Below are 6,000 nucleotides of genomic sequence, written 5' to 3' on the forward strand. Positions count from 1 at the left end.
TTAATTAGCAATATAGCTGCGTAAGGCTAGGTAGTTTCGTTCTTCGCGGCTCAAATTGGCAAACTTGGTCGCAGAAAGTAAGGTAACTCAAATGTTTAGTGCTACACATTTAGCACTGCTAAATAGCTACTTTTGTAATTGTTCTAACAAGTTGCTGTTATTCGTTCCGGCCACAAAATGTGGCCTCCACCGGACGCGCTAAGGCGCGCCGCAAAGCAAAGCGTTAGGCACCAAATCAGTATGAGCAAGAAGTGGGAAGGAAAAACGGGGAAAGTTTTTGCCAAAGCTGAAAGTACAATAGAGCTTAAGAAGGTAATTGCTTGCTTGGGTCAAGAGCACTTTGTTGAAGATGACCCGATGAAAACGGCTTCAGGAATCGAGAGGTTCTGGATTTTTGATGTAGGCGGCGACATGGCTTTGGCATTTGAATATTGTGACATGGTAAATCGGCTTCTTATTGGTACAAATAGAAAAGAAGCTCTCAATCAAAAGCTATTACAACGGTTTATTTCGTTTCCAACTAAACCATCAGAAGGTGTGATGTGGGAATAATGCCTAACAAGCGCAAGCACACGGAACAATTTTCCGCTGCGCTCCAAATTGTCCGGTGTTGCGGGCGTTAGAACTGTTCTAGGGTTTTATCAGTGGTAAATTTAGGTGTTACCTAAACTGAAAGTTCTCGTTCTTGGGGCTTTCAAGTAAAGTGCAAAGTATTAATAGCTACAAAATCGTGGTAGCTAATTTTTAGTAAAAGGTAGATTTGCGTTGGGCAGTTTTGCTCTTCGTGGTTTCAATTAGTAAGGTGGCACGTAACGTTTGGTAGTTTCGTTCTTCGTGGCTCAAATTAGCGAAATTGGTAGTGGAAAGTGAGGTGGTTCAAATGTTTAGTAGTACACTTTTAACACCGCAAAATACCCATTTTCGCAATTGTTCTAACAAGTTGCTGTTATTCGTTCCGGCCACAAAATGTGGCCTCCACCGGACGCGCTAAGGCGCGCCGCAAAGCAAAGCGTTAGAACTACTCAGTGGTTTTATCGGTGGTAAATATTAGTTGTTACGTAAACTGAAAGTTTTCGTTCTTGGTGTTTTTAAGTAAAGTGTTAAATTTGAGTAATTACGAAATCGTGGCAGCCAGTTTTTAGTAAAAAGTAGGTTTATGTTGGGCAGTTTTGTTCTTCTTAGTTTCAATGTGTAACGTGGTTGCATAAGGCAGAGCAGTTTCGTTCTTCGCAGCTCAAATTGGTAAACTTGATCGCAGAAAGTAAGGTAATTCAATGTTTAGTTGTATACTTTTAGCACGGCAAAATAGTTATTTTTGCAATTGTTCTAACAAGTTGCTCTTATTCGTTCCGGCCACAAAAGGCGTGGCCTTCACCGGACGCGCTAACGCGCGCCGCAAAGCAAAGCGTTAGAACTACTCAGTGGTTTTATTAGTGGTAAATTTTAGGTGTTAAGTAAACTGGAAGTTCTGGTTCTTGGTATTTTTAAGTAAGGTGTAAAAGGTTGGCAGCTACAAAATCGTGGTAGCCAATTTTTAGTAAAAGGCATATTTACGTTGGGCAGTTTTGCTCTTCTTAGTTTCAGTTAGTAACGTGGCCACGTAGGGTTTATTAGTTTCGTTCTTTGTGGCCCAAAATGGCAAACTTGGTCGTAGAAAGTAAGGTAACTTAAATGTTTATTTGTATACTTTTAGTCCTGCAAAATAGTTATTTTTGCAATTGTTCTAACAAGTTGCTCTTATTCGTTCCGGCCACAAAAAGCATGGCCTCCACCGGACGCGCTAACGCGCGCCGCAAAGCAAAACGTTAGGTGAAAACATGGATCAAACACCTCGAAGTGAAATTGGATACATGCAGGTCCAATTTAAGATTTTTAAAGGCGGAGAAGAGTATGACTTTTTTGGCGTAAATGCATTTGACGAATGCTTCTGCATTGAAAGGGATTTAATTAGTACGCAGCACCAAGTAGTTGATGATGAAGCTAAAGTTTTTGAAAAGATATTTCAGGTTAAGTTAGTGCTAAAAGCATCAAATTACACCGTAATGATGCACATGCCAATTCATCAATCGGAAGAATGGGAGCTTCTAGGTGAATACGAAGGTTATGAAATATATTTCTATTGTATTCTCGGTGAAACACAAGCTGAATCACCTGTAAGTTCCACGGAGAGAGAATCACCTAACAAATTGCTGCACCGGATCAAAAAAAGCTTCGCTTTTTTCTCCCAGTGAGCAAGGCGTTAGGCAATACTAGGATGTAAATGGGTACGTACACCGAATTATATATAGCGGACTTTCCTGTTCACTCTACAAAGTCAGCGGTCGATTCTACTGTGATGTCAATTTTTCGAGAATCGGACAAGATTATTGAAGAGCGACCAGTTTCAGCGAGAAATAAGCTGATGTGGTCAGAGGCATCTGAAAGCGAAGAGAAAGAAACCGTTGTTGAGTATTCCGCAACCGTCGAGCAAGTAATAGATCGCCTTAATATCATGGGTTTTACTATAAATGCTTCCAAAGCTTGGTTTGATCTTGGGGTTAAAGAAAAACTTGAAACTTATAGAGAGTGGGCCAGAGATGGTGACTCCGAATGGATTCAACCACAGATAGATTTATTGGAAACTTTTACATTCGAGAAATATGTTGAAGCATTATCGACAGTTTATGAGAAAAAACTAGTGCGATGGACTTCGAAAGAAGAACTGCCAGAAGATACTGATCCAATAACACAGTTTATATATGATGACCAAGATTACGAGATGTATTTTGGGTATCCAGCATATGATATCCGGCACTTCCTAAGAGCCTTTTTGGAAATTGTTCCGAAATCCAAACTGGTTGTACAAGATATTACCGATCTAGTTGATGGTGGTTATTACGATATCAATGAACATGTATGTGAAGGTGCCGTAGATGAATTAATAGGTGATTACCTAGTTGACTCGAAAGTCCTAATTCTAACGGAAGGTTCATCTGATAAAAACTTTCTAGAACCTGCATTAAAATTGCTGTATCCGCACCTTGCAGACTATTTCTCCTTTATGGATTTTGGTGTGTCTAAAGCAGCAGGAGGAGCTTCTGCGCTTGTTACAACTATTAAAGCCTTTATTGGTGCTGGAATTGGAAATAGAGTTGTTGCGTTATTTGATAATGATACTGCTGCAAAGGTTGCGCTCAAGGCGCTAAAAGATGTGAGTATTCCAAATACAATCAAGGTGCTGCACTATCCAGATATAGAAACCTGCAATAATTATCCAACAATAGGTCCGTCTGGCTTGACCAATTTAAATATAAACGGTTTGGCTGGCTCGATCGAAGTCTATCTAGGTGTTGATGCTCTTGAAATTGATGGAGGGCTAACACCTGTCCAATGGAAAGGCTACGAAAGTAGCCTTAAGCAATATCAAGGTGAGATAGTCGATAAAGTTCAGGTTCAGAAACGCTATCTAGAAAAAGTCAAAATATGCCAAGAAGATCCGGAAAATATTCTTAAGTCGGACTGGAGTGGAATGCGGGCTATATTTAAAGCAGTATTTGATTGCTTTGAAGAGTATCTGCCTAACAAGTCAATGCACTCGGACTCGCTAAAGCTCGCCGGTGATTGAGGCGTTAGCCGAAAATAAATTGGAGACAGAAATTGATACTTAAAAGATTCAGAGCTACTAAAGTATTCGGATATTTGGAGTTTGACTTTAATTTACAGTCAGATGTTAATTTTTTAGTCGGCGGAAATGGCTCAGGAAAAACGACCGCTATAAAGCTGATAAATGGCTTGTTAGTACCTAACTTTAGAGAGTTGATGACCATTCCATTTGAAACTGCCATATTGGAAATAGAACATAAAAATGAAAGTATTGAGATTTCCGCACTTTCTGATGACTCAAAGATTGAGCTTAGTGTTAGCTCAGTAGATGAAAAGCTTTTGCTGCCTAATTATTCAGACATTGAAATTGAATACTATACACATAAATCTAATGACCGTGATGAACTTATTGAAGAGGTGAACAGAAAAAATTCCAATACTCCCGTAGTAAAACGCCTTGCTGAAATTCCTTCACCAATTTTTCTGGGATTAGATCGAAGAAAAGATCAAGCACATAATGAAAAGAGCATTGAATATTTCACGGAGCGCGAGCTATGGATGGTAAGGAAGTCAAATAATAGAGCAATAAGAGCTAGGCGTCTTATAAACGGGTCATTAGGCGCTAGCCTTATGGAGACTGAGCTACTAGTTCAGGATGCCTATAGAAGATTAAGGCATCTTGAAGAGCGCCAATCGGAAAAGCTTAGAGATAGTATTTTGTTGTCGGCGTTTAGTTATACTGAATTTAAGTTTGACGAAGAGAAACTTGAACGTGACTTCTGGAATGAGAAGGCTGTATTTCTCAAAAGAAAGAAAGAGATCAAAGATGCACTTTCTAAAATTGGGGTTAAAGATAGTAGGTTGAGCTCAGAGGTTGATACGTTTTTTGACAGGCTAACTAAATTGTTTGAATCGATACCTGAAGCTGGGGAAAAAGGGTTTAATATTGAACTATTAACCAATAAAGCTCAAATCGAGCGAATCGCGAATATTGTTGAGGTTATTGATGAGTATAAATCAAAGATAGATAAGTTGTTCAAACCAATCAATGAGTTCATACAGACTGTTAATAGTTTCTACTCAGATTCTAATAAAACTTTATCGGTTGATACGGTTGGTCAACTTGTAGTTGATAGGCCTGATGGAAAAAAATGTACTATAGAAGGACTTTCATCTGGCGAACGCCAACTCCTCGTCATCTTTGCTCATGCATTTTTTAATCGTTACAACGAAAGAAATACAGTGTTCATAATTGATGAGCCTGAGCTTTCTTTGCATCTTAGATGGCAAGAAAAATTTTCCGAAACAATACTGGCTGTAAGCCCTAATGCACAATTTTTGATGGCTACACATAGCCCTGAAATAATTGGCGAATACAAAAATAAAGCAGTGAAGTGTAGATAATATGATTCCAGAGAGAAGCAGCGCAGCGCTATCTGCAAAATCAGTATTTTTTGAAGAGTATAACGACATTGATATATATATTGAAGACACAGCCGTTGGCTATGTAAAGCTATTTACAGAAATATTTTCTCGTTTGTTCGATGGGGAATACCGGATTTCAAATGTGTATCCGTTAGGTGGGAGGGATGCGGTTCTTGAAGAATGTGAGCGATGGCAAGGTGAATTTTCGAGACCATCTTTGTATATCATTGATGGAGACATGTATCTTCTCACTAAAGAAGAGAAAGTTGAACTTGATGGCCTTTATATTCTTCCGATGTATTGTGTTGAAAATATACTAATTGACGAGGCAGCACTTTTAGAGGTTCTAAATGAAGAAGAGACAATAAAATTAAAAAGCCAATTAAAAGTGGAATTTAATTTTGAGGGTTGGCTAGCTGCAAACATTTCTATTTTAACGAATTTGTTCATAGAATATGCGGTTTGCTTTGACTTGTGTCCGCAAATCCAAACCGTAGCTTATCCGGTTAGTAATTTAGTTTCTTCAAACAGGGGGGAGCTGGATGTGGCCAAGGCAAACAGAAGAATCGAAGAGCTGAAAAATCAGCTAATTAGTATCGCAGGTGAAGAGGTATATTATCAACGACGTGAAGTGCTTGCTGGAAAAGTAAATAGCTGCACAGATTCTATTTTCAAATATATCTCCGGAAAAGATTATCTTATGCCTCTCATGCTTACCAGAGCTAGGTCTACGGTCAAAACAAAGATACCAAATTTAAATTTCAAGCTTAGGCTGGCAATGAAGTGTGACTTGAATCCAATTGCTGACTGCAAGAATTACGTCGTCGGCTAACAAGTCAAACCACGCGGACTTGGTAAAGCTGTCACCTTTTTTGTTCCAAAAAAGCCACCAACTTCACCAAGCCGGTGTTTTAGGCGTTATGCATAAAAGGATAGATCGTGGAATTAGCCTGTTTTGAAAAAGATTATTGGCAATTACGGGATGGGGAGGAA

General features: G+C 39.0%; 5 protein-coding genes. All 5 read left to right on the forward strand.

Features of this window, described 5'->3' with window-relative positions; translation table 11 throughout:
- Window positions 1-240: 240 nt before the first annotated feature.
- The 5 genes from ACYQ2C_RS12730 (at window position 241) to ACYQ2C_RS12750 (ending at window position 5,839) form a co-directional block, all read left to right on the forward strand.
- The gene (locus ACYQ2C_RS12730) at window positions 241-552 is read left to right on the forward strand and encodes a hypothetical protein (protein ID WP_460102989.1); all 312 of its coding nucleotides are present in this window, start codon (window positions 241-243) and stop codon (window positions 550-552) included.
- A 1,265-nt stretch (window positions 553-1,817) separates the two neighbouring features.
- On the forward strand, window positions 1,818-2,231 hold the full coding sequence (locus ACYQ2C_RS12735; RefSeq protein ID WP_460102987.1) for a hypothetical protein: 414 nt from the start codon (window positions 1,818-1,820) through the stop codon (window positions 2,229-2,231).
- A 29-nt stretch (window positions 2,232-2,260) separates the two neighbouring features.
- Window positions 2,261-3,604, forward strand: a complete 1,344-nt coding sequence (locus ACYQ2C_RS12740; protein WP_460102985.1) for a HEPN/Toprim-associated domain-containing protein — start codon at window positions 2,261-2,263, stop codon at window positions 3,602-3,604.
- A gap of 32 nt (window positions 3,605-3,636) precedes the next feature.
- The gene (locus ACYQ2C_RS12745) at window positions 3,637-4,986 is read left to right on the forward strand and encodes an AAA family ATPase (protein ID WP_460102982.1); all 1,350 of its coding nucleotides are present in this window, start codon (window positions 3,637-3,639) and stop codon (window positions 4,984-4,986) included.
- A gap of 1 nt (window position 4,987) precedes the next feature.
- The gene (locus tag ACYQ2C_RS12750; RefSeq protein ID WP_460102980.1) at window positions 4,988-5,839 is read left to right on the forward strand and encodes a DUF4435 domain-containing protein; all 852 of its coding nucleotides are present in this window, start codon (window positions 4,988-4,990) and stop codon (window positions 5,837-5,839) included.
- Window positions 5,840-6,000: the final 161 nt, after the last annotated feature.

It is taken from the genome of Sessilibacter sp. MAH3 (assembly GCF_054658275.1).

Bases quoted from the DNA above. Each gene is read 5' to 3' on its own strand.
- ACYQ2C_RS12740 (WP_460102985.1), top strand. From the start codon at position 2,261: ATGGGTACGTACACCGAATTATATATAGCGGACTTTCCTGTTCACTCT.
- ACYQ2C_RS12730 (WP_460102989.1), top strand. From the start codon at position 241: ATGAGCAAGAAGTGGGAAGGAAAAACGGGGAAAGTTTTTGCCAAAGCT.
- ACYQ2C_RS12750 (WP_460102980.1), top strand. From the start codon at position 4,988: ATGATTCCAGAGAGAAGCAGCGCAGCGCTATCTGCAAAATCAGTATTT.
- ACYQ2C_RS12735 (WP_460102987.1), top strand. From the start codon at position 1,818: ATGGATCAAACACCTCGAAGTGAAATTGGATACATGCAGGTCCAATTT.